This is a genomic window from Streptomyces sp. NPDC058620, from assembly GCF_042717135.1.
Taxonomy (GTDB): domain Bacteria; phylum Actinomycetota; class Actinomycetes; order Streptomycetales; family Streptomycetaceae; genus Streptomyces.
On sequence record NZ_JBHXQO010000006.1, the window covers coordinates 197,893 to 219,112 of the forward strand.

At 72.5% G+C, this 21,220-nt stretch carries 21 protein-coding genes and 1 pseudogene; 10 read left to right on the forward strand and 12 right to left on the reverse strand.

The features are described from left to right. Window positions 1–229: 229 nt before the first annotated feature. The gene (locus ACFWSK_RS09660; RefSeq protein ID WP_383783315.1) at window positions 230–1,231 is read right to left on the reverse strand and encodes a DUF4349 domain-containing protein; all 1,002 of its coding nucleotides are present in this window, start codon (window positions 1,229–1,231) and stop codon (window positions 230–232) included. A gap of 145 nt (window positions 1,232–1,376) precedes the next feature. On the opposite strand from ACFWSK_RS09660, the gene hemG reads away from it, so the two are divergent. Both hemG and hemQ read left to right on the forward strand, forming a co-directional pair. Continuing rightward, window positions 1,377–2,852: a protoporphyrinogen oxidase gene (gene hemG / locus ACFWSK_RS09665; RefSeq protein WP_383783316.1), complete on the forward strand. Its 1,476-nt coding sequence runs from the start codon at window positions 1,377–1,379 to the stop codon at window positions 2,850–2,852. 4 nt (window positions 2,853–2,856) lie between these two features. Then, the gene (gene hemQ / locus ACFWSK_RS09670) at window positions 2,857–3,585 is read left to right on the forward strand and encodes a hydrogen peroxide-dependent heme synthase (RefSeq protein WP_383783317.1); all 729 of its coding nucleotides are present in this window, start codon (window positions 2,857–2,859) and stop codon (window positions 3,583–3,585) included. A 32-nt stretch (window positions 3,586–3,617) separates the two neighbouring features. Here hemQ and ACFWSK_RS09675 read toward each other — a convergent pair whose 3' ends face one another. The 6 genes from ACFWSK_RS09675 to ACFWSK_RS09700 all read right to left on the reverse strand — a co-directional run bounded on the left by ACFWSK_RS09675 (window position 3,618) and on the right by ACFWSK_RS09700 (window position 10,359). Continuing rightward, window positions 3,618–5,183 (reverse strand): alpha/beta hydrolase, encoded by a 1,566-nt coding sequence (locus tag ACFWSK_RS09675; protein WP_383783353.1) that lies wholly within the window; start codon window positions 5,181–5,183, stop codon window positions 3,618–3,620. A gap of 169 nt (window positions 5,184–5,352) precedes the next feature. Then, window positions 5,353–6,150 carry a TIGR04222 domain-containing membrane protein gene (locus ACFWSK_RS09680; RefSeq protein ID WP_383783318.1) on the reverse strand — a complete coding sequence of 266 codons (798 nt, stop codon included), beginning with the start codon at window positions 6,148–6,150 and terminating at the stop codon, window positions 5,353–5,355. A gap of 105 nt (window positions 6,151–6,255) precedes the next feature. Beyond that, on the reverse strand, window positions 6,256–7,308 hold the full coding sequence (locus ACFWSK_RS09685) for a TIGR04222 domain-containing membrane protein (protein ID WP_383783319.1): 1,053 nt from the start codon (window positions 7,306–7,308) through the stop codon (window positions 6,256–6,258). 4 nt (window positions 7,309–7,312) lie between these two features. Further along, a complete protein-coding gene (locus ACFWSK_RS09690) occupies window positions 7,313–8,611 on the reverse strand; it encodes a DUF692 domain-containing protein (protein ID WP_383783320.1) in 1,299 nt (432 codons plus the stop codon). 112 nt (window positions 8,612–8,723) lie between these two features. After that, window positions 8,724–9,470, reverse strand: a complete 747-nt coding sequence (locus tag ACFWSK_RS09695) for a DUF4142 domain-containing protein (RefSeq protein WP_383783354.1) — start codon at window positions 9,468–9,470, stop codon at window positions 8,724–8,726. Between the two features lie 130 nt (window positions 9,471–9,600). Further along, entirely contained in the window at window positions 9,601–10,359 is a 759-nt protein-coding gene (locus ACFWSK_RS09700) for a peptidyl-tRNA hydrolase (protein ID WP_383783321.1), read from the reverse strand. Between the two features lie 71 nt (window positions 10,360–10,430). Here ACFWSK_RS09700 and ACFWSK_RS09705 point away from each other — a divergent pair, with 71 nt between their 5' ends. The 4 genes and pseudogenes from ACFWSK_RS09705 (at window position 10,431) to ACFWSK_RS09720 (ending at window position 12,954) form a co-directional block, all read left to right on the forward strand. Then, window positions 10,431–11,108, forward strand: a complete 678-nt coding sequence (locus ACFWSK_RS09705) for an AIM24 family protein (RefSeq protein ID WP_383783322.1) — start codon at window positions 10,431–10,433, stop codon at window positions 11,106–11,108. Between the two features lie 62 nt (window positions 11,109–11,170). Beyond that, window positions 11,171–11,491 (forward strand): annotated as a pseudogene (locus tag ACFWSK_RS09710) (ATP-binding cassette domain-containing protein); the annotation flags it as partial. A gap of 594 nt (window positions 11,492–12,085) precedes the next feature. Next, on the forward strand, window positions 12,086–12,754 hold the full coding sequence (locus tag ACFWSK_RS09715) for an ABC transporter (RefSeq protein WP_383783355.1): 669 nt from the start codon (window positions 12,086–12,088) through the stop codon (window positions 12,752–12,754). Between the two features lie 14 nt (window positions 12,755–12,768). Next, complete coding sequence (locus ACFWSK_RS09720) at window positions 12,769–12,954, forward strand: hypothetical protein (protein ID WP_383783323.1); 186 nt, start codon at window positions 12,769–12,771, stop codon at window positions 12,952–12,954. A 69-nt stretch (window positions 12,955–13,023) separates the two neighbouring features. Here ACFWSK_RS09720 and ACFWSK_RS09725 read toward each other — a convergent pair whose 3' ends face one another. From ACFWSK_RS09725 to zapE, 4 genes are all read right to left on the reverse strand, one after another. Then, window positions 13,024–13,950: a polysaccharide deacetylase family protein gene (locus tag ACFWSK_RS09725; RefSeq protein WP_383783356.1), complete on the reverse strand. Its 927-nt coding sequence runs from the start codon at window positions 13,948–13,950 to the stop codon at window positions 13,024–13,026. Between the two features lie 219 nt (window positions 13,951–14,169). Next, the gene (locus tag ACFWSK_RS09730) at window positions 14,170–15,546 is read right to left on the reverse strand and encodes an alkaline phosphatase PhoX (RefSeq protein WP_383783324.1); all 1,377 of its coding nucleotides are present in this window, start codon (window positions 15,544–15,546) and stop codon (window positions 14,170–14,172) included. A 135-nt stretch (window positions 15,547–15,681) separates the two neighbouring features. Beyond that, window positions 15,682–16,107: an OsmC family protein gene (locus ACFWSK_RS09735; protein WP_383783325.1), complete on the reverse strand. Its 426-nt coding sequence runs from the start codon at window positions 16,105–16,107 to the stop codon at window positions 15,682–15,684. A gap of 86 nt (window positions 16,108–16,193) precedes the next feature. After that, complete coding sequence (zapE, locus tag ACFWSK_RS09740; protein WP_383783326.1) at window positions 16,194–17,288, reverse strand: cell division protein ZapE; 1,095 nt, start codon at window positions 17,286–17,288, stop codon at window positions 16,194–16,196. Window positions 17,289–17,325: 37 nt separating this feature from the next. Between zapE and ACFWSK_RS09745 the strand changes: the two genes are divergently transcribed. The 4 genes from ACFWSK_RS09745 (at window position 17,326) to msrB (ending at window position 20,628) form a co-directional block, all read left to right on the forward strand. Further along, window positions 17,326–18,096 carry a pyrimidine reductase family protein gene (locus ACFWSK_RS09745; RefSeq protein ID WP_383783327.1) on the forward strand — a complete coding sequence of 257 codons (771 nt, stop codon included), beginning with the start codon at window positions 17,326–17,328 and terminating at the stop codon, window positions 18,094–18,096. A 224-nt stretch (window positions 18,097–18,320) separates the two neighbouring features. Then, window positions 18,321–18,773, forward strand: a complete 453-nt coding sequence (locus tag ACFWSK_RS09750; RefSeq protein ID WP_383783328.1) for an indole-3-glycerol phosphate synthase — start codon at window positions 18,321–18,323, stop codon at window positions 18,771–18,773. A 42-nt stretch (window positions 18,774–18,815) separates the two neighbouring features. Then, window positions 18,816–20,210: a UDP-N-acetylmuramate--L-alanine ligase gene (gene murC, locus ACFWSK_RS09755; protein WP_383783329.1), complete on the forward strand. Its 1,395-nt coding sequence runs from the start codon at window positions 18,816–18,818 to the stop codon at window positions 20,208–20,210. Between the two features lie 10 nt (window positions 20,211–20,220). After that, window positions 20,221–20,628 carry a peptide-methionine (R)-S-oxide reductase MsrB gene (gene msrB, locus ACFWSK_RS09760; protein WP_383783330.1) on the forward strand — a complete coding sequence of 136 codons (408 nt, stop codon included), beginning with the start codon at window positions 20,221–20,223 and terminating at the stop codon, window positions 20,626–20,628. A gap of 34 nt (window positions 20,629–20,662) precedes the next feature. Here the strand turns inward: msrB and ACFWSK_RS09765 are convergent, their stop codons facing one another. Beyond that, window positions 20,663–21,124, reverse strand: coding sequence for a hypothetical protein (locus ACFWSK_RS09765; RefSeq protein WP_383783331.1), 462 nt, complete (start codon window positions 21,122–21,124; stop codon window positions 20,663–20,665). Window positions 21,125–21,220: the final 96 nt, after the last annotated feature.

The window sequence follows — 21,220 nt, forward strand, 5'->3', positions numbered from 1 at the left end:
GTTTTCCGGGGTTAGGGGCCCCGGCTCTACCCCGCCTTTGCTCCGCGGGGGGGCCCCTTTGCGCCGGGGGGCCTGCCCCGGGGCGCACTGCCCCGCCGCGCCGCCCCCGATGACGACCAGTCGCTCCGCTGCCATGCCGGGTCCCTTCGCCGTGCGTGTCCGGTGGCCCACGCTACGACGCCGTACGGGTCGCGTGCCCTGCGGCCCCCTGTGTCCTCGGCCGCCGCACTCAGTCGCCCGACGGGCTCGCGGGCCTCGCCTCGGACGGTTCGGAGGCCGGGGCCGCGGACGGGCTCGGCTGCGGTCCGGCGGCCGGGGTCCTGCGGTTGCGCAGCCGGCGCCAGACCAGCAGGGCGATCGCCGCCACCGCCAGGAACGGGGCCGACGCCCCGATCGCCATGGCGATCCAGCGCAGCATCGTCACGAACGCGTCCCAGCCGCCGCCCAGCGCGTCCAGGAAGCCCGGCTCGTCGTCGTCCGGCTTCGCGGCCGGGGAATCCGGCTCCACGAGCTCGAGCGTGATCGTCGCCAGCGAGGTGCGGTCCCTCAGACTGGCCTGCTGGGCGAGGAGGGACTCCAAGGAAGCCTGGCGGCTGCTCAGTTCACCCTCCAGCGTCACCACGTCGGAGAGCTTCTCGGCCTGGTCCATCAGCTTCCGGACCCGGGCGACGCTCGCCTTCTGGGTGGCGATCCGGCTGTCGACGTCGACGACCTGGTCGGTGACGTCCTTCGCGTTCGACGTTCGGGACAGCAGCTTCCCGGAGCCCGCGAGACTCCGCAGGACGTCCGGGTACCGGTCCTCGGGCACGCGCAGCACGAGGTGCGAGCTCTCGTGCTCGTCGTCGACCCGCTCCGTGCTCTCGTTCGACACGAGACCCCCGGCGCCCTCCGTCGTGGCCCGGGCCGCCGCGACCGCCCTCGTTACGTCCTTCACCTCGACGAACAGCGTGGACGTGCGGATGACGTGGGTGACGGCCGACTTCGGCTTGTCGGCCTCAGCCGCGCTACTGGAGCCGTCGGCGGACTTCGCCGCGGACGACCTGTCCGCCGCCGAACCGGCGCCGTCCGCCTTCGAGTCCGCCTGTGACATGGCCTTGTCGTTCCCGCTGCCGGCATCGTCGGCGCCGCAGCCGCCGACGGCCAGCAGGGCGGCCAGCAGACCCGCGGCCAGCGCCGCGGTGGTGCGCCGGTTCCGCCGGTCGGGAAGCGACAGGGCGAGTGGTCGGTCCATGTGCCGCTCGGTGTCCATAACTGGTCCCCCCAGGGTGGTGGTTGACGTTGCCGGTTCGACGTGCGGCACCCGGGTCCGGGTTGCCTGCCAGCGGTTTCGATGCGGTCACGGTCGGGACTCGGTACGGGTTTGAGAGAGTGGACCCATGCAGGGTTCTCATCAGCGCGTGAACACGCGCACGGGTCATGTCGTCGTCATCGGCGGCGGCATCGCCGGTCTGGCCGCCGCGCACCGGCTGCTCGCCACCGGGCTGCGCGTCACGCTCCTGGAGGCGACGGACCGCGTCGGCGGCAAGCTCATGACGGGCGAGATCGCGGGGACGCTGGTGGATCTCGGCGCGGAGTCGATGCTCGCGCGCCGCCCCGAAGCGGTCGGACTGGCCAGGGCCGTCGGACTCGGCGACCGTCTCCAGCCGCCCGCCACCGCCACCGCGTCGGTGTGGACCCGGGACGCACTGCGCCCCATGCCCAAGGGCCACCTCATGGGCGTCCCCGGCGACCCGGCGGCGCTCAGCGGCCTCCTCTCCCCGGCGGGCCTCGCCCGTATCGCCGAGGAACGCGACCTGACCCCCACCGCCGTGGGCGACGACGTCGCCGTGGGCGCGTACGTCGCCGACCGGCTCGGCCGCGAGGTCGTCGACCGGCTCGTGGAGCCGCTGCTCGGCGGGGTGTACGCCGGCGACGCCTACCGGATCTCGATGCGCGCCGCCGTACCGCAGCTCTTCGAGGTCGTGAAGGAGGGCGGCTCGCTGCTCGACGGCGTACGGCGTGCCCAGGAGAGGGCCGCGGCCCGGCAGCAGACGGGCCCGGTGTTCCAGGGCATCGACGGCGGCATCGGCAGCCTGCCCGACGCCGTCGCCGGTGCCGTACGCGCCGGGGGAGCCGAGATCCTGACCCGTACGCCCGTTCTCGGCCTGACCCGGACCGCCGCGGGCTGGGACGTCCGGACCGACACCCGCGTGATCACCGCCGACGGGATCGTCCTGGCCACCCCCGCCTGGTCCGCCTCGACACTCCTCGCCGCCGAGTCCCCGGCCGCCTCCGCCGAACTGGCCGGGGTCGAGTACGCCTCGATGGCCCTCGTCACCATGGCGTTCCGACGCTCCGACATCGCGGCGACCGAGGCGCTCCAGGGGCGCTCCGGCTTCCTCGTACCGCCGGTCGACGGCCGCACGATCAAGGCGTCCACCTTCTCCAGCCACAAGTGGCAGTGGGTGGCGGACGCCGCGCCCGATCTCTTCGTCCTGCGTACGTCCGTGGGCAGGTACGGCGAGGAGGACCACCTCCACCGCGAGGACAACGAGCTCGTCGACGTGTCCCTGCGCGACCTCGCCGACGCGACCGGACTCGCGGCCGCCCCCGTCGACACCGAGGTCACCCGGTGGATCGGCGGCCTCCCGCAGTATCCGGTCGGACACCTCACCCGCGTCGCCCGTATCCGCGAGGAGGTCGCCAAGCTGCCGGGTCTCCGGGTGTGCGGAGCGGTGTACGACGGTGTCGGCATCCCGGCCTGCATCGCGAGTGCCCAGCGCGCGGCGGACGAGATCGCCCGCGACATCACGGGGGAGATCATCGACACCCCACCCCTGGTTCAGGGCACTCGGAGCGAGGCGGGACAATAGCCGTATGAGTGCTGCTGAGAGTGCGACATCAAGCAAGGCCCCGAACGCCGGCAAGAAGGCCAAGGACCTCAACGAGGTCATCCGCTACACCCTGTGGTCGGTCTTCAAGCTGCGCGACGTGCTGCCGCTGGACCGTGCCGGCTACGCCGATGAGGTCCAGGAGCTGTTCGACCAGCTCACCGCGAAGGACGTCACCGTGCGCGGTACGTACGACGTGTCCGGGCTGCGCGCCGACGCGGACCTCATGATCTGGTGGCACGCCGAGACGGCCGACGAGCTCCAGGAGGCGTACAACCTCTTCCGGCGCACCAGGCTGGGCCGCGCCCTGGAGCCGGTCTGGTCGAACATGGCGCTGCACCGCCCCGCCGAGTTCAACAAGTCGCACATCCCGGCCTTCCTGGCCGACGAGACGCCGCGCAACTACATCAGCGTCTACCCCTTCGTGCGCTCCTACGACTGGTACCTGCTGCCGGACGAGGACCGCCGTCGCATGCTCGCGGACCACGGCAAGATGGCCCGCGGCTACCCGGACGTCCGCGCCAACACCGTCGCCTCCTTCTCCCTCGGCGACTACGAGTGGCTTCTCGCGTTCGAGGCCGACGAGCTGTACCGCATCGTCGACCTCATGCGCCACCTGCGCGCCTCCGAGGCGCGGCTCCACGTCCGCGAAGAGGTCCCGTTCTACACGGGCCGCCGCAAGTCGGTCGCAGACCTGGTGGCCGGGCTCGCATAGCCAGCGATTCCCGACCACCCCAACCCGGAAGATCAGACGGTGGGCACCGGCACTTCTCGCCCCGCCCGTCGTTCCAGCGACACCGGGTTCGGCTCCCGGTGCGGCGCGCATTCCGCGCGCCGCACCGGTGTTCTTCCGGTCAGCAGGTACGCCTCCAGATGCTTGTTGACGCAGGCGTTGGTGCCGCCGCCGACGCCGTGCGAGCCGGCGCTCCGCTCCGTAACGAGCGCCGCGCCGCGCAGCCGCCGCTGGAGGGCGAGCGCTCCCTCGTACGGGGTCGCCGCATCGCGTTCGGCCGCCAGGATGAGGACCGGGGGCAGCTCGCCCCACTCCGTACGGACGTCGACGGGCTCCTGCCGGGGCGCGGGCCAGTAGGCGCACGGCAGGTTCATCCAGGCATTGGCCCAGGTCTCGAACGGGGCGATCCTGGCGACCGCCGTGTGGTCGCGGTCCCACACCCGCCAGTCCGTCGGCCACGGCGCGTCGTTGCACTGGACCGCCGTGTAGACCGCGTTGGCGTTCTCGTTGTCCCGCGCCGCCGCCGCGCGGGGTGACGCCTGGTCGGCCAGCGGCTTCGGATTGCCCCGTACGTACTCCGAGAGCGCCGTCGCCCGCATCGCCCAGTAGTCGTCGTAGTACACGGCGCCGAGAAACGCGGAGTGCAGCTGTGCGGGCCCGACCTTCCCGCCCGCGGGCCGCCGGGCGACGGCCCTGCGCACGGTGTCGTAACTCCGCTGCACCGCCTCGGCGTCGGTGCCGAGGCGGTAGACCGCATCGTGCTTGGCGACCCAGGTCCGGAAGTCCTCCCAGCGGGACTCGAAGGCCGGCGACTGGTCGAGGTTCGAGCGGTACCAGATCTGGTCCGGGTCGGGATCGACGGCCGAGTCGAAGACCAGGCGCCGGACGTGCGAGGGGAAGAGCGTGGCGTACACCGCCCCGAAGTACGTGCCGTACGAGGCGCCCATGAACGTCAGCCTCCGCTCACCGAGCGCCGCCCGCAGGACGTCCAGATCACGGGCGTTGTTGAGCGAGGTGTAGTGCCGCAGCGCCGGACCCGCGTCGCGCGCGCAGCCGTCCGCGTACGCCTTGGCCCGCTCGATCCGCCGCTGTTTGTACGCCGGTGAGGGGTGCACCGGCAGGTCGGCGGGCGCCTCGGCGAACGCGGCGGGGTCCTGGCAGGAGAGCGGGGCCGAGGGGGTGACGCCGCGCGGGGCGTAGCCCACGATGTCGTACGCGCGGGCGATCTTCTTCCACTCCGGCATCTCACCGACCAGCGGGAAGGTGATGCTGGACGCGCCGGGCCCGCCCGGGTTGTAGACGAACGAGCCCTGGTGCTCGTCAGCATCGCCGGTCGCGAGCGCGCGGCTGACGACGAGTTCGATCTGCCGGCCGTACGGCGCCGCGTAGTCCAGCGGGACGCGGACGGTGCCGCACCGGAGGGAATCGGGCAGCATCTCCTCCTCGGGACACGGCCCGAAGGAGATTCCGGTGGCCGCGGCGCGGGCCGCCGCGAGCTGGGTGCCGCGCGCCTCGGCGGACGGAGGCGGTGTGCGGTCGAGGGCCGTGGCGGGGGGCGGGGGAGCGGACGCGACCGCCAGGGCCACGCACACGACGGTTCCGTACAGCGCTGCTGCTCTCACGCGCGTTCCCTTCGTACAGCCGGTGGGACCGGTTGGGTCCGTGGGACCGGTGGGACCGGCGGCCCCGTGAAGCCGAAGAGGGATGGTCGGGCGCGTGATCAGCGATGTAAAGCACCACACCGCAATGTCACATGTAATGCCCCGGATGGGCCGACCAGCCGGTCCGACGCCCGGTCAGGGCCGCACGCAGGGCGGGGTCCTCCACGGCGCGCACACCCTGGACGGCCACCGCGGCCAGCAGGTCGCGGTCGGCGCCGGACACCGGGGCGGGCAGGGAGTCGAGCCGCTGCTGCCCGGACGGCGAGGCCCACGGGCTGTACGGGTAGTTCTCGACGCGGGCGATCGCGAGGCACCCCAGCGTGAGCACCAACGGCAACCCGAACCAGGCCACCACCGGTCCCGCGCCGTCCGACTCCCGGCCCGGGAGGAGCACCGCGGCGCCGGCCAGCACCACGACGAGAACCGCCGAAGCGCGCACCGCACGTGCCGCCGACGCGACGCCCGTACGGGTCCCGTGCGGAACGGCCAGGCCCGCGGCGACGAGCCGGTCGGCCAGGGCGCGTACGCCCTCGGCGGCGGCCGCGGCGGCCCGTACCGGCGCTATCCGGGACTGACCCTCCGGCCCTATGGCCCGTATGACGGTGCGTTCGACCTCGTCACGGCCCTCGGGATCGACGACGGTCGCCCAGCCGGTGTGGGCGAGCAGCAGCCGGCGCCGCAGATGCATCGAGACCAGCGCCAGATCGGCGACCCGGTGCGGGCCCCCGGCCAGGAAGGCCGTCTCGTACAGATTCAGTGCGTGGCGTGCGGGTTCCGGCGTGGTGGCGGCGGGCCGGGGCGCCACCACGGCGGTGGCGAGGCAGAGGCGGATACATGACAAAGCCGCCACGGCCCACGCGACCAGCAGGAACAAGACCCAGAGCATGCCCGGATTTCTAGTGCGAGGGGGGCCCGCTGCGCCATGCCCTGTTCACGATGCGGACGCGCCCTGGTCCAACAGCCGGTACGCCTGGCCGGTTTCGGCCTGTGCTCAGGAACTGCTTCCGCAGCTGGAACCGCCGGAACTGCCTCCGCAGCTCGACCCGCCGCCCCCGCCACCGCTGCTCCCTCCGCAGCTGGAGCCGGAGCTGCAGGAGGACCCGCCGCCCGAGCCGCAGCCGCCCCCGCCTCCGCCTCCGCAGCCGCCCCCGCTGCCGCTGCCGCCTCCGCTGGAACTCCCGCAGCTCGCACTGCCGGGACCCACCCCGGCGCACCACACCGCCGGCACGAGGAGCGCCGGAGAGGCGGCCGAGGAGTCCGTGGACACCGAGGACCCGCGCCGTCCGGTGGTCCGGACCCGGGCTGCGGCGATCAGCTGGGCCTGGAGTACGGGGTCGGGCAGCGCGCGCAGCCCCAGCGTGGCCACCAGGTGGGCCGGGGTCATCGCGTAGGCGTGCGCGGCGCGGTAGGCGTCGGCCGCCCGCCGGCCCGCAGCTGTGATCCGCCTCGTGGTGGACGAGGCCACGACCATGCCGGTCACGGAGCCGATCAGCAGGATGGGCAGCACCTTGACGATGAAGGGGAACGGGATGTCCGAGTAGCCCTCCTGCAGGGCGTACTGGACGAAGGTGAGCACCAGGGAGACCGGCAGGGCCACGATGCAGCCGATGCCCTGGGCGAGGGCCCACACGCGGAGCGGGCGGTGCGTGGCGGGGGCGACGAGCAGACCGCGCGCCGCGAGCCCGTCGCCGGTCTCCTGTACGGCGGGGTGGCGCATCACCGCGGCCCGCAGCGTGTGCAGCGCGCCGCTCGGGGCTGCGGCGAGCTCCTGGAGTACGGCGCGTTCCACCGGATCGCGGGCCTCGTTCCGCAGGACGGCGACGATGCCGGGACCGCCGACGGTCAGCCGGCCGTCCGTATGCAGGGCGGTCAGCGCGGTGTCCACCACTCTGGCCGGGCCGCCGTTGAGGAAAGCCGCCTCGTAGAGGTCGTGCACCTGGCTGTCGGCTCCCGGGACGGAGCGGCGAGCGGCGACGGCGCGGGAGATCAGAAGGACCGAGGTGACAGCCACGGCGAGGTTCAGCAGGATGGCGAGAGCGTTCATCGGGTCACTTCCCCACGAGAGCGGCACGGGCCGCACGGACCAGTCGGACGGTACGGCGCTGCGGACGCGGATCGACGCAGTCCTGCCACCAGCGGGTCAGCCGGCGCCGGGCCACGTGGTCCGCCGGGAGCCCGTCGATCAGCAGCCGCTCGGCGAAGTCCACCGCGTCGCGACGGTACCCGTCGGTCATCGGGTGGGTCCTCGCGTAGTCGATGAACGCGCGGCGGTAGCCGTCGCCGAGGATCTCCGGGAGTTCCGGGGCCACCTTCGCGACGACCCCGGCCCGCTTCGCGGCCAGGGCCCGGCTCTGCACCGCGAGCCGCCTGTGGTCGAAGCCCTCCGGCGCGGGGGTGCCCGCGACCAGCGCCGAGAGCAGGGCGGTCTGGGCGACGGCGGAGCGGTCCCGGGCGCCCTCCACCGGGGCCGCGGCCCGCTCGGGGCGCCCGCCCTCCGACCGCGCCCCGTCCGCCCGGGAGGAAGCCGCCGCGGCCTCCAGGGTCGTGCGGATCGTGGTCAGTTCGCCCGCCAGTTCGGCGGCGGGCGGGAAGTCGTCGTCGCGCTCCAGCAGCACGCCGGGCGGGTCTGTCCGGGAGCGCAGCTCGGCGAGGACGTCGAGCACGGGCCGCGTCACGGGGTGTGCGTGCGTGTCGTGCCAGACACCGTCCTTCTGGACGCCGCCCGCGACATGGACGTACGCGATGGCCTCGACGGGCAGCTCGTCGAGCGCCGTGGCCGGGTCCTCGCCGCGGTTGACGTGGTTGGTGTGCAGATTGGCGACGTCGATCAGCAGCCGGACCCCGGTGCGCTCGACGAGTTCGGCGAGGAACTGCCCCTCGGTCAGCTCCTCGTCGGGCCAGGAGATCAGCGCCGCGATGTTCTCCAGCGCCAGCGGCACGGGCAGCGAGTCCTGTGCGATCCGTACGTTCTCGCACAGGACGTCCAGGGTGTCCCAGGTGCGGGGCACGGGCAGCAGATGGCCCGCTTCGAGCCTCGGCGACGCGGTGAGCGGCCCCCCGCCGCGCACGAACGCGATGTGCTCCGTCACCAGCGGCGCACCGAGCAGGGTGGCCCGCGCCGCCAGGTCCGAGAGACGGCCGGGGTCCGGGCGGTCGGCGCCGCCGAGCCCGAGGGAGACACCGTGCGGGACGACGGTGACGCCGCGCTCCCTGAGCCGCATCAGCGCCTCCGGGGGGTGGCCGGTGCAGATGTTCTCCGCGACCGCCTCGACCCAGTCGATTCCGGGCAGCGTCGCCACGGTGTCCGCGATCTCCGGCCGCCAGCCGATCCCGATTCCCAGCCTCATACGTGTCCCCCCAGGTCGTTCCGTGCAGGGGTGATGGCCCCGGCGGGCGGTGCTGAATCCGAACAGGGGGACGTTCAGAGCTTCATTTGAGGTTCCCGCCGGGAGCCACCCGTCAGGGCATCGGCATCATCGTGGCGGGCACGGGGCGGGAGGTGAACGACTGGTCCCCGGTGGGTGTGACCGGCACCGGGACCTGCGGCACCCCTCCGCCGGACGGTCCGGGCGGGCCCGAGGGACTGGCCGTCGAGGCGCCCGCCGCCTCGCGCGCCAGGCGGTCGAAGTCGACGAATCCGGTGCCCTCCAGCATGGTGATGTGATCGAGCACCGTCTGATTGGCGTCCGACGCCAGCTGCCGTATCAGCGCGTTACGGGTGGTGTGCCGCACCTGGGCGACCAGCGCGAACACCTTGCCGTGCGCGGCCCGCAGCAGGTTGGCGAACTTCCGCTCGTACTCCTCGCCGCTCGCCGCCGTGAGCTCCCGCAGCCAGGCCTGCTGCTGGGCGGTGGGCTGGTTCGGCAGCTCGATCCCGAGCTTGGCCGCCACGTCCCGGGCCCGTCGGTCCAGATCGGTGTGACCCACGACGAGGTGGTCACCCGCGGCCTTCGTGGCCTCGCTGGGGGCCCGCTGGATCGCCTGCTGCCCGGCGGGCAGCTCCCACAGCCCGGCGAGCCGCACCTTGATCAGGAAGTCCCGGTCGGTCGCGGAGAGCGGCCCCCACTGGGTGGCGACGCTCGACGCGTTGAGGTTGGCTTCGCCGGTGCCCGAGCGGTCGGCGTACGACCACATGGGGAAGGCGAGCGCGCCGAGCGTGGCGACGAGCGCCGCGATGATGAGGGCCGTTCCGTTGATGCGTCGCAACAAGGTTTCTCCCGGGCCGATGCGTGACAGCGTCGAATCAACCGCCAACTGATTCGCCGTGCAGGCTACTTGGCGGTAATGCCGGTACGGCAGTATCGGGAGGTACGTAAGTGTGCGCAGGGATGTTCAGTCAGCGGCGCAGCGCGGGATGGTCGGCGACCACCGTGCAGGACCCCGGGGCGATCTCGGTGAACCCGGCGTCACGCACCACCGGCAGGCCGCTCACGGTGAGCTCCCGCCAGCGGGCCGCGTCCGGGGTGGCCACCGCGAGCGGGAAGCCGGCCTCGCGCCACGCCTTGCGCTCGGTGTCCGACAGCTCCCACCAGGCGAGCTGGGCGCCGTGCCCGGCCTGGGCCATCGTCTTGCCCGCCGACATGTCGAGGTCGGGGTTGAGCCAGAGCACAGGACCGGCCGGGTCGGGGGCGGCCGGGGGGTCGGGGTCGTCGAGATCCGTGCCCGACACCTGGAGTCTGGCCAGTTCCTTCGGCCAGCCGTCCAGTGGCACCGGCGGGTAGACCCGCACCTCGGCGCTGTCGCCGGTGACGGTGATCCCGGGCAGCGCGCACGCCTTGCGCCACTCCGCGCCGCGTGCCCGGCGCACCACCTTGCGGATCCGGGCGTCCTGCCAGTCCCGCATGACCTGCGCCCACTCTCCCTCGTCGAGCGAGCGTTCGTCGGAGAGGATCGTGAGCACGGCACGCGCGGCGGTGCGCAGCGCGTCGGTACGGGCCGGGGGCGCCGCCTTCTCGATGTGCACCACCAGCGGCAGGACGTACTGCGGGGCCTCGTCGCGGACGGTCGGCTCCGTCCGGAACGGGCTGTCCGTGGGAACGGACCCGGCGGGATACGTGCCGGCGGACTCGGACGCGGGGATGTCGTTGCTGCTCACCCGCCCAGTCTGCCAGGCACCTGGGACCCGCTTCTTGGCGGAACGAAAGGCTCCGGGTGAGGATGCTCCGCATGAAGAGCGATCTCTTTTCCAGCGAGCACATGGTCCAGCAGGCCACCGTCCCCGGAATGACCCTGCAGAACAACAAGTCCATCAAGTACGCAGTCAACGGCGAGATGCACGCACGCCAGGGCTCGATGATCGCCTTCCGCGGCAATCTCCAGTTCGAGCGCAAGGGCCAGGGCATCGGCGGCATGCTCAAGCGCGCGGTCACCGGCGAGGGCCTGGCGCTCATGGCGGTCCGCGGCCAGGGTGAGGCGTGGTTCGCCCACGAGGCGGCGAGCTGCTTCATCGTGGAGATGGAGCAGGGCGACGTCCTGACCGTCAACGGCCGCAACGTCCTGTGTTTCGACGCCACCCTGTCGTACGAGATCAAGACCGTGAAGGGGGCCGGGATGACCGGTGGCGGCCTCTTCAACAGTGTCTTCAGCGGCTTCGGAAAGCTCGGACTGATATGTGAGGGTCAGCCGCTGGTGATCCCCGTCACGGCGGCGCAGCCGGTGTACGTCGACACGGACGCGGTCGTCGGCTGGAGCGAGCGGCTCACCACGTCCCTGCACCGTTCGCAGAGCTTCGGTTCGATGGTGCGCGGCGGATCGGGCGAGGCCGTCCAACTGATGCTCCAGGGCGAGGGGTTCGTGATCGTGCGGCCGAGCGAGGCCAGGCCCGAGAAGGCGTCGGGCAACTGAAGCTGCGGGGTGTGGGCCGCCGGTACGGTCTCGGCGGCCCCTGGGTCCTGCGCGGGGTCGGCATGGAACTGCCCGCGGGGGCCCTGGTCCGGATCGAGGGCGCCAACGGCACCGGCAAGTCGACCCTGTTGCGGCTGCTCGCCGGGATCGACGCACCGAGCGAGGGCCGGATCACCGGCCGGCGGCCGCGGACGGCGTACGTCCCCGAGCGCTTCGCCGCGGCCCTGCCGTTCACGGCGGCCGGCTACCTCGTCCACCTCGGCCGCGTCCAGGGCCTGCCGACCGGGGAGGCGGCGGAGCGGGCGCGGGACTGGCTGACACGGTTCGGGGCCGCCGAGCACGCACGTACGCCCCTCGCCGAACTCTCCAAGGGCACCAGCCAGAAGGTGGCCGTCGCGCAGGCGCTGCTGGCCGGCCCCGGGCTGCTCGTCCTCGACGAGGCGTGGACGGGCCTGGACCGGCCGGCCCGCGAGGAACTGGACCGGGCCGTCGCCGAACTGGTCGCGTCCGGTGCGACCGTCGTCTTCGTCGACCACGACCCGCGCCGGCTGGCCGACGCGGTGGACGCCGCGTACGGAATCGACGGCCGCGCCCTCGCCCCGGTGACGGTCCGTGCCACCCGGCGGCCCTCCGGCCCCCGTGTCCGCATCGAGGCCACGGGGCCGCCGGACGCCGTCCTGCCCGCCGGCCTTCCGGGCCATTCCGCACCGGAGCGGAGCCCAGACGGAACGGTGCGCCTCACGGTGCCGGCGGCCGACTCGGACGCGCTCCTGCGCACGCTCCTCACGGCGCACCGGCCCTGGCACATCCAGCAGGTGTCACCCGCCGGCGAGACCCCGGAACCGCAGCCCGCCGCCGGACCGGAACCCGCGCCCGTTCCCCGGCAGTTGCCGGTGAGCACTCCGGCGCCTGCCGCTTCGGCTCCCGCGCCCGCCTCGGCTCCCCCGCCCGCGCGGGGCGGCGCACCCGTCCGGGCCGTGGTGGCCCTCCTCCGCTACCAGGCCGCCCACCTCTGCCGCTCGCAGCGCTGGCTTGCCCCCGTCCTCCTCTACGCGGCCTTCCTCGCCGTCGGGGTCCGGTCTGGGCAGCCCGTCCTCGACTCGCTCGGCTACGCCGCCGCCGGGCTGGTGCCGGTCACCGCGTGGTTCGTCCAGCTCTGTGCCACCCAGGAGCCGCCCGCCGCGCGGACCGTCGCCGCCGCCGTCGTCGGGCAGCCGCGGGTCCACCTCTCCGTGCTGCTCGCCGCCGTGGGCTCGGCACTGGTCCCGGGCGTCGTGGCCGTCACCGTCGTCCTGCTGATCAGCGCACCGGTCAGCACCGACGGCGCCGTCGACGTGCCCTTGCCGGCCGCCGGACTCGCCGGGCTGCTCGCCACCGTGTGCTGCGTCCTGGTGGGCGCGATGGCCGGGGCCCTGTGCACCCGGCCGGTGCTGCACCGCCGGGGCTGGTCGGTGGTGGCCACCGTGCTGGGCGTCCTGCTCGCCCTCGTGACCAGTGGTTCACCGGCGAAGTACGCGGTGACGGGCCTGGTGTCCGGATCGCTGTCCGGGACGGTGCACCTGCCGGTCCTGCCGCTGGCCGGCGCCCTCGCGGGCGCCGCCGCGGTGGCAGCGCTCGTCTGCCGGCTCACCGCGGTGCGCGAGTGAGTACCCTCGTACGTATGGACGATTCGTACTGCGGGACTCCCGCACCGGAGCCGGTGACCACGGGCACCGACGCGGGTCCTCCGTTCGCCGAATGCGTGCTGTGCCGCGAGCCGACGGAGTATCCGGAGTCGGCCAAGGGCATCACCCTGTGCCCGGTGTGCGAATGGCGGGAAGCGGAGCGCACGGCCTGCTCCGGCTGACGTCGGCGGCCTGGAAGGTTCTCAGGGCGCGCCCCGTCCGTCCGCGCTGCCCGACGGCCGATCCGCGGCTCAGCCCCGCATCAGCTCGGAGACCTTCACAAACCGGTAGCCACGCGCGCGCAGCTCCGGCACCACCCGCTTCACGGCCTCGTCGGTCACCGGTGCCGCGCTGCGCGTGCAGTGCATGACCACCAGCGATCCCGGCGTCACCCCCGCCAGCACCTGCTCGGCCACCGCGTCCGCGTCCTTGGCGAACGCGTCACCGCTGACGACGTCCCACTGCACCGCCGTCACCTTCTCCGAGGCCAGTGTGCGCAGCGCCGCCTCGTCGTAGCAGCCGCCGGGAAAGCGGAAGTACGGCACCACATTGCGCGCCCCCGCAGCGCGGAACGCGGCGAAGGCGCGCCGCACGTCCTCGCGCATGTCCGCCTTCCCGACGACCGGCAGGCCGTAGCAGGGAGACGTGAAGGCGTAGTGCCGGTACGAGTGGTTGGCGATCTCGAACAGCGGGTCGGTACCGATCGACCGGGCCTGCGCCGGATACTCCTGCGCCCACCGGCCCGTCATGAAGATCGTCGAGGGGACTTTCAGCCGCCGCAGCAGCGCGATCAGTTCCGGATGGTCGAAGCGCTCGCCCGAGGCCGCGCGGGGCCCCTGGTCGGCGGTCATGTCCGCGTCGAAGGTCAGGGCCACGACCTTCTCGCCAGCCGCGGCGCCGCCCGTACGCGGAACGCGCTCGAAGACCGGGGTCAGACCGGCCGGGCCCGGTGCCATGGTGGGTGGCTTCCGCCCGGCCGGCGGTGACGCGAGCGCACCGGCCGGGGCGGGGCGAGTGGCGGACGGGGCGGTGGACGGCGGGCCGGACGGGGCGGTGGACGGCGGGCCGGACGTGGCGTGGGCCGCCGCCCGGGGGCCGTCGGTGCGGGGCCGCTCCGGATTCCCGCAGCCGAGGAGGCCACTTCCGAATGTTGCCCCCAAAACAACCGCTGCCGTCATTTTCAGTACAGAATTGGTCACTTTCGGAACGTAACCGATCACCCGGTGGCGAGCCCCCAGCGGCACTCCCGCGCCGCGAGGCGGCCCCCGGATTCACTCGGTCGTCGAAGCCTCGGCAGCCCCCGCCCGCGCGGTCCGAGCCTCCGGTGAACCGTCCATGACATGCCTCCGGCCGGGGGCGGAGGGCACGGCCCGCCCCCGGCCGGAGGGTTCAGCCGGTCAGCGCCACGGTCCCGTCACCGCGAATGTCGTTCCCGGCGTATAGCAGTTCAGATACATCGTCAGGCCGTCCGGCGAGAAGGTCGCCCCGGCGAACTCGCCCCACTCCGGCTCCTGCGGCGTCCCCGTGTTCTGCCGGCCGCGCGCCATCGTGTACACCTCGCCCTGCCGCGTTACCCCGAGCACGTACTGGGCGCCGTTGCCGTCCTCGCACACCATCAGCCCGCCGTCGGCCGACAGGCAGATGTTGTCGGGGGACTCGCCGGGCAGCTGGATGTCCGTGTCCGGGCCGAAGACGACCACCAGCGTGAGGCGGCGCCGCTGCGGCTCGTACCGCCACACCTGCCCGTAGTGGTCGCCGGACGAGCCCTCCGAGCGGCGCGCGAAGCTGGAGACGAAGTAGACGGACGAGCCGCCCCAGTAGCAGCCCTCCAGCTTCTGGGCGTGCGTGATGCCCTTCGGTCCGAAGTCCTGGAGCCTGATCGGCGTCTCGGCCGCCAGCGGATCGGGTACGGGCACCCACTCGACCCCGCTGAAGCTCGCCCCGGTCTCCTGGACTGCGGAGAGGTCGGGCACGCCCGGCACCCGCATGGCCTCCAGCGCGCCACCGGCCCGCAGCGAACCGCGCCCGCCGAGCGGCTTCTCCGGCAGGAAGCGGTAGAAGAGGCCGAACGGCCGCTGGAACGCGTCCTCCGTCTCGTACACGATCCCGCAGCGCGGATCGATGGCGACGGCCTCGTGCTGGAAGCGGCCCATCGCGGTGAGCGGTACGGCTCCGGTGCGCCGCGGATCGGAGCCGTCCACCTCGAAGACGAAGCCGTGGTCCTTGGCGTAGCCGTTCGTGCCGGCCTTGTCCTCGGTCTCCTCGCAGGTCAGCCAGGTGTTCCAGGGGGTCGGGCCACCGGCGCAGTTCACCGCCGTACCGGCGATGGCGACGCGTTCGCCGAGGACCGTGTTGCGGCTGTCGAGCTCCAGGGCCGTACAGCCACCCTTCGCCGCCGGGTCGTACGTGAGGCCGTCGACCGTGGGGACCGGGAGCGCGGCGGAGGCCCGGTTCTCGTGATTGCGTACGAGGTGGACACGGCCGCGGTGGCCCCGGAACGCGGCCATTCCGTCGTGGTTGCCCGGAACGAGGCCCTCACCCGAACGGAGCTCGTCGCCCTGCCGGGAGAGCACCCGGTAGCGGAATCCTTTCGGCAGATCGAGCAGACCGTCCGGATCGGGGACGAGAGGACCGTAACCGCTGTGGCCCACGGCGGCTGACGTGCCCGCGAAGAGTTCGGAGAACGCTCCGGTGAAGGCGACCGAGACGGCGGCTGCGCCGCTGCCGGCCAGGACCTGACGGCGGGTCGCGGGGCGTCGTGATGCTGAAGACATGAGGCAACTCCCTGTTGGCGGACAGGTGAAGTGACCCGCATGTGTGTACCACGCGTGTTGCCGCACGGGAACCATGCGGGTCACTGAGCCTCGTGGTGGCTCCCGGGACGGCAGTGGTCCCAGGAGCCCGTGCGATCAGGCCAGGGAAGCGGAAAGGGTGATCGTCGTGCCCGTCAGAGCCTGGCTGACCGGGCAGTTCGCCTTGGCGTCCTCGGCGGCCTTCACGAAGCCCGCCTCGTCGAGACCGGGCACCTCGCCCTGGACGGTGAGGTGGATGCCGGTGATGCCGGTACCGGGCTGGAAGGTCACCTCGGCCTGGGTGTTCAGCCGGGTCGGCGGGTTGCCGGCCTTGGCCAGACCACCCGAGAGCGCCATCGAGAAGCAGCTGGAGTGCGCCGCGGCGATGAGCTCCTCCGGGCTCGTCTTGCCGTTCGCCTTCTCCGCGCGCGACGGCCAGGAGACCGCGTACTCACCGATGCCGGAGGAGTCGAAGGTGACGACGCCCTCGCCCTCGATCAGGTTGCCTTCCCAGACCGTGTGCGCCTGACGCGTGGTAGCCATGCTGGATTCCCTTCAAACGGTGTGCGCGGTTATGCGGGACGTACGAGGCTCCCGAAGGTGCCCCGTACGGTGGTACGCACCCGAACCTACTGCGCCACCAGCCCCTTTGCGTCACGCGCAAGCGCTGTCAGCCGGGAGATGGCTCGGAAGTACTTCTTCCGGTACCCGCCGTTCAGCATCTCTTCGCTGAACAGCTTGTCGAAGGGGAGCCCCGACGCGAGCACCGGGACCTCCCGGTCGTAGAGCCGGTCCGCGAGCACCACGAGCCGCAGGGCCGTCGACTGGTCCGGCACCGGCTGCACATCCGTCAGGCAGACCGCGCTGACGCCGTCCGTCATCGCCCCGTACCGGCTCGGGTGGACCCGGGCCAGGTGGTCGAGCAGACCGGGGAAGTCGTCGAGTGCGGCACCGGGCGTGGCGTACGCGGCCTTGGTGACCTGCTCGTCGGAGTAGGGCGGCGGAGCCTCGGGCAGTCCGCGGTGGCGGTAGTCCTCGCCGTCGATGCGCAGCGGCCGGAAGTGCGAGGAGAGCCCCTGGATCTCGCGGAGGAAGTCCGCGGCGGCGAAGCGGCCCTCGCCGAGCTTGCCGGGCAGGGTGTTGGAGGTGGCGGCCAGCGCGACCCCCGCCTCGACGAGCCTGCTGAGCAGCGAGGAGACCAGCACCGTGTCGCCCGGGTCGTCGAGTTCGAACTCGTCGATGCAGAGCAGCCGGTGCCCGCTGAGCGTCTGCACGGTCTGCTGGAAGCCCAGCGCGCCGACCAGATTGGTCAGCTCGACGAACGTGCCGAACGCCTTCAGCGAGGGGGCCGCGGGCGTGGCGTGCCAGAGGGAGGCGAGCAGGTGGGTCTTGCCGACCCCGTAACCGCCGTCGAGATACACCCCGCGCGGCCCGGCCGGAGCGACCGGCGCCTTCCGGCCGAACCACTTCCGTCTGGCGGACCCCGAGGCGTGCGCACCGCCCAGACCGCCCGCGAAACCGCTCAGCACCCTGACCGCTTCGGTCTGGCTCGGCTGGTTCGGGTCGGGGACGTACGTCTCGAAGCGCACCGAATCGAAGCGCGGTGGCGGCACCATCTCGGCGACCAGACGGTCGGCGGGAACGCGCGGCTCACGGGCGCACAGGGACAGCGGGGCCGCTTCGGCTATGGGGCTCTGCCCCGGAACGGCGGTGGATGACGACACAACTCGCCACCTTACGGGCCGTGCCAGACTGCTTCACATGCGACGCCTGCTCCCTGTGACGGACCTGACAACCGACGACGACGGCGAGTGGAGCCTGGACCGGCTCGCCTACGCCTATGCCTATCCGGAGGCGGACGGTCCGTGGCTGCGCGCCAACATGGTGTCCACGCTGGACGGCGCCGCCCAGCACGACGGCCGCTCCCAGGGCATCTCCTGTGCGACCGACATGCGGATCTTCGGCACGCTGCGCGGGCTGGCCGACGTGGTGGTGGTCGGCGCGGAGACCGTGCGCCTGGAGGGCTACCGGCCGGCCAGGGCCCGGGAAGCCTTCGCCGCGCGGCGTGCGGCGGCCGGCCAGGGCCTCGCCCCCGCGATCGCCGTGGTGAGCGCGAGCCTGGACCTGGACTTCGCGCTTCCGCTGTTCACCTCGCCCCTCGTACCGACCCTGGTCCTGACCGGTGCGGGCGCCCCCTCGGACCGTGTCCAGGAGGCCGAGCGCGCGGGCGCCCAGGTCGTGATCGCCGGTGAGAGCTCCGTGGTCGCTCCCGAGCGCGCGGTCCGCGAGCTGGCCGCCCGCGGCCTGACCCGGCAGCTGACGGAGGGCGGCCCGCGGCTGCTCGGCCAGTTCGTGGCGGCCGACGTGCTGGACGAGCTCTGTCTGACCGTGTCCCCGATGCTGTCGGCCGGAGACGCGCAGCGGATCGCGGTGGGCCTCTCGGTGGGCGTGCCGGAACGATTCGCCTTGACGTCGATGCTGGAGGAGGACGGGTTCCTCTTCACCCGGTACAGCCGTGACCGGTCCCGCTGAGGCCGTCCGGCACGCGTGGACACCCGATCGGTCACGTACGGGCGCGAGGTACGTGCTGACACGAGTTCTGACAAGTAGCGGAATTTCCCGTTCCGGTTAGCTCCCGGTGGGCACACTTACTTCTGCAGACCCCGTGCCCGCACGGGGAAGGATGGTTTCAGCAGCGACCGTCACGGTCGATGAGACGAAGCGGAAGGGCGCCTGTCGTGTTCACAAGCGTTTTGATGATCGAGAAGCCCCTCACCCCGGAGGACGTGGAATTCGTCACCACCCTCCACGGCGAGGAGCGGATCTCGTTCGTCGTACTGATGCAGCCGCGGGGCGACCAGGCCGACGTACTCCTGCGCGCGATCGACGACGTGGCGCTCGGGGAGCTGAAGGAAGCGACCCGCGAGGGGGAGGAACCGGAGGGCAGAGAGGCCCGTGAGCCCGCCGAACTGGCTCTGGAGTTCTCGCTCCAGGAGCTGCGCAGGGCCGGCTCCGACGCGGTCGGACAGGTGGTCGAGGACCACCCCCTCGACAAGCTGAAGACCGTGGTCGACGAGGCGAGCGCGGACGAGGTCATCGTCCTGACCGCACCGCACTACGTGGAGGAGTTCTTCCACCGCGACTGGGCCTCCCGGGCCCGTCACAAGGTCGGCGTACCGGTGCTCAAGCTCTTCGCGCACAGCGAATAGGCTGGGGGACCGTTACTAGCCTCGACCCTGGGAGACACGCGCATGGCACCCGGAATTCCTGCCGCCCTTGAACGGCCGCACTTCATCGGCATCGGCGGCGCCGGAATGTCGGGCATCGCGAAGATCCTCGCCCAGCGGGGCGCGAAGGTGGCGGGCAGCGACTCCAAGGAGTCCGCGACCGCCGAGGCGCTGCGGGCGCTGGGGGTGACCGTCCACATCGGCCACGCCGCCGGTCATCTGGCCGACGACGCCACCTGTGTGGTCGTCTCCAGCGCCATCCGCTCCGACAACCCGGAGCTGGTCCGCGCCGCCGAGCTGTCGGTCCCGGTCGTCCACCGCTCCGACGCCCTCGCCTCCCTCATGGCGGGCCTGCGCGCGATCGCCGTCGCCGGCACGCACGGCAAGACGACCACCACGTCGATGCTCGCCGTCGCCCTGTCCGAACTGGGCCTCGACCCCTCGTACGCCATCGGCGGCGACCTGGAGGGTCCCGGCACCAACGCCACGCACGGCGAGGGCGAGATCTTCGTCGCCGAGGCCGACGAGAGCGACCGCAGCTTCCAGAAGTACGACCCCGAGGTCGCGATCGTCCTCAACGTCGAGCTGGACCACCACGCGAACTACGCCTCGATGGACGAGATCTACGACTCCTTCGAGACCTTCGTCGGCAAGGTCGTCCCCGGCGGCACCCTGGTCGTCTCCGCCGACCAGCCCGGCGCCGTCGAGCTGGTCCAGCGGGTCCGCGACATCTCCAGCCTGAACGTCGTCACCTACGGCTCCGCGCCGACCGCCGACGTACGCGTCCACAAGGTCACCCCGCGCGGTCTGACCAGCGAGGTCACGGTCGTCCTGAACGGGAAGTACCTCACCTTCACCGTCTCCGTGCCCGGCAGCCACTACGCCCACAACGCGGTGGCCGCCCTCGCCGCCGGTGTGGCGCTCGGCATCCCCGCCCACAACCTCGCCTCGGCCCTCGGCAAGTACACCGGGGTCAAGCGCCGCCTCCAGCTCAAGGGCGAGGCGGCGGGCGTCCAGGTCATCGACTCGTACGCGCACCACCCCACCGAGATGAGCGCCGACCTCGAAGCCATGCGCGGTGCCGCGTCCGACGCCCGCCTGCTCGTCGTCTTCCAGCCCCACCTGTTCTCCCGCACGCAGGAGCTCGGCACCGAGATGGGCCAGGCCCTCGCGCTCGCCGACGCCTCCGTGGTCCTCGACATCTACCCGGCCCGCGAGGACCCGATCCCCGGCGTCACCAGCACCCTGATCGTCGACGCGGCGAAGGCCGCCGGAGCCGAGGTCGTCGCGGTCCACGACAAGGCCACGGTCCCCGAGGTCATCGCGGGAATGGCGAAGCCCGGTGACCTCGTTCTCACCATGGGAGCGGGCGACGTCACCGACCTCGGCCCGCAGATCCTGGACCACCTGTCGAGCTGAGGGAGCCACTGTGGCGTACGACATCGAGAAGCCGGACGAGCAATGGCGGGCGGAGCTGTCCCCCGCCGAGTACGCCGTGCTGCGCCAGGCCGGCACCGAGCCCGCCTTCCGGGGCGAGTACACCGACACCAGGACCGAGGGCGTCTACTCCTGCCGGGCGTGCGGCGCCGAGCTGTTCCGGTCCGACACCAAGTTCGACTCGCACTGCGGCTGGCCGTCCTTCTACGACCCCAAGGACACGGACGCGGTCGAGCTGATCCGGGACAGCAGCCACGGCATGGTCCGCACCGAGGTGCGCTGCGCCCGCTGCGGCTCGCACCTGGGGCACGTCTTCGAGGGTGAGGGCTACCCGACCCCCACCGATCAGCGGTACTGCATCAACTCGATCTCGCTGACGCTGGCGCCCGACGAGAGCTGAGTGGGACGCCGGCCCCGGACCCGGGGCCCCGAAGTCAGTCTTCTTCGGGGGCCTCGGGGCGCAGCAGCGGGTGGACGACGCCCGGGAAGACACGGGCCCGGACGACCGGCTCGGCCGAGCCGCCCTGGATGACCGTTTCGGCGACGCCCCAGGGGCGGCCGGTCAGCTGCACGGTGAGGGTGTACGAGGACGGGCATCCGGTGCACTCGTAGCGGTCGGCCCAGGTCTCCACGTCCGTGACGCTGCCCGGGTACCGCTTCACGTGCCGGTGCCTGGCGTGGCAGCGGTCGCACTTCTCGCCCGGCTCGCAGGTCCCGCCGCACGGGCAGGGGACGTCGAGGGAGTCGGCGGGGCGCCAGTGCTGGACGAGGAGGGCCTCCCGGGTGGCGCCCATGTCCTTCATGGCCTTGAGGTTCCGGGCGGCGACGTTGTACGACTCGCCGGTGGCGGCCATCCGGTCCCGGATCACGTCCTTGCGTCCGCGGTTGGTCGTCATGTGTTCCTCCTGGGTTTCACGCAGCCCGCCAGGAGGCCCACGAGATAGCTTCTCCCCACGGTACCTGGCCCGGAGGCCCCAGATTTCCGGTGGGCG